Below are 538 nucleotides of genomic sequence, written 5' to 3'. Positions count from 1 at the left end.
AACATTTTTAACGTTTGCATAATTTGAACAGCATGCTTCATATCTAAATTATTTAATGGTTCATCTAGCAAAATATATTCAGTATCTTGTGCTATTGTCATTGCAATGTATGCACGCTGACGTTGTCCACCAGATAATGACTTAATATTACGATTTCTGATATCTTGTAGTTGCAACAAATCTAGCGCATCATTGACAATATCATGATCCTCTTTCGTCAAACGACCTTTAGAATAAGGGAATCGTCCAAAGTTTACCAACTGCTCTACCGTAATATTCATTTCAGTATGGTTTGTTTGTTTTAATATAGATATTTTTTTCGACAAGTCATTATTTTTATAATCAGACATGAGCTGTCCATCTATTTTCACTTCACCGTTATCAAAACGAATTAACCTACATATCGCTGAAAGTAAAGTACTCTTACCCGCACCATTAGGTCCAATTAAAGAAGTCAATTTACCTTTTTCGATATCTATGCTAATATCTTCCAATATCATTTGATTATTTATAGTTTTAGTTAAATTTTCAACTTGAA

Annotated in this window: 1 protein-coding gene; it reads right to left on the bottom strand. The window is 31.2% G+C overall.

Annotated elements, in window-relative coordinates; translation table 11 throughout:
* Window positions 1-538: ATP-binding cassette domain-containing protein (locus IEX42_RS18410; RefSeq protein ID WP_188781470.1), on the bottom strand; the 538-nt coding region annotated here is incomplete at both ends.

The organism is Marmoricola endophyticus (genome assembly GCF_014644415.1).
GTDB classification, from domain to species: Bacteria; Actinomycetota; Actinomycetes; order Propionibacteriales; family Nocardioidaceae; genus Marmoricola; species Marmoricola endophyticus.
Note: the sequence above shows the minus strand (reverse complement) of the source record. Positions and strands in the feature narration are given on the sequence as shown.